Origin of the sequence: Curtobacterium oceanosedimentum (assembly GCF_020297365.1) — a bacterium.
GTDB lineage: Bacteria > Actinomycetota > Actinomycetes > Actinomycetales > Microbacteriaceae > Curtobacterium.
This window is the reverse complement of sequence record NZ_JAIXIG010000007.1, coordinates 1-979: the sequence shown is the minus strand read 5'-3', so window position 1 is coordinate 979 and position 979 is coordinate 1. Positions and strand designations below refer to the sequence as shown.

The 979-nt window shown below is 74.7% G+C and carries 1 protein-coding gene; it reads right to left on the bottom strand.

The window, feature by feature from the left end; genetic code table 11:
• Window positions 1-100 precede the first annotated feature (100 nt).
• A complete protein-coding gene (locus tag LEL83_RS04425; protein ID WP_225557991.1) occupies window positions 101-919 on the bottom strand; it encodes a TrmH family RNA methyltransferase in 819 nt (272 codons plus the stop codon).
• Between the last annotated feature and the right edge of the window lie 60 nt (window positions 920-979).

The following is a 979-nucleotide window of genomic DNA, read 5'->3' as shown; positions in this document are numbered from 1 at the left end:
CGGCGGAACGGGGGCGGCGCACGACTCGGGACACGGTCACCGAGCGTACCGGCCCGCGTGCGTGGCGGAGGCGGGGCGCGCCTCCAGACCGTGGTCGGGGCTAGCAGGCGCGCCGCTGCGCGTGGGTGACCGCCCACAGGCCGACGGCGCTCGCCGCGGCGACGTTGAGCGAGTCGACGCCGTGCGCCATCGGGATCCGGACCGTCGTGTCCGCCGACGCGATCGCGGCCGGGGTGAGCCCCTGACCCTCCGTGCCCATCACGAGCGCGACCTTGTCCGGCAGGTCGGCGACGAAGGCGTCGAGGTCGACCGAGTCGTCGGTCAGTGCCATCGCGGCCAGGTGGAAGCCCTGGTCGCGGAGCTCCTCGCCCGCCGCGGGCCAGTCGCCGATGCGGGTCCACGGCACCTGCAGGACGGTGCCCATGCTCACCCGCACGCTGCGCCGGTACAGCGGGTCGGCGCAGCGCGGGCTGACCAGCACCGCGTCGGCACCCAGGCCGGCCACGCTGCGGAAGACGGCGCCGACGTTGGTGTGGTCGACGATGTCCTCGAGGACGACCACGACCCGCGCGTCCCGCACGACCTCGGCGACGGTCGGCAGCTCGGGGCGCTGCACGGCGGCGATCGCGCCACGGTGCATGCGGAAGCCGGTGAGCTCCTCGAGCAGGGCGTCCGGGCCCACGAACACCGGGCCGTCGTGGTCGGCGACCAGGGGCAGGACGCTGTCGAGCCACTTCTCCTGCACCAGGATGCTGCGCGGCACGTGCCCGGCGCGGATCGCTCGCTCGATCACCGTGTTCGACTCGGCGATGTACAGGCCGCCCTCGGGCTCGCTCACACGGCGCAGCGCCACGTCGGTGAGGCGGGCGAAGTCGTCGAGGCGGGCGTCGTCGAGGGAGTCGATGCGGACGGGGTGCACGGGGCTCGTTTCGGTGTGGTGCGGGCGGGTGCCGGGGAGCGGCGGGGTCCTGGTCTTGGT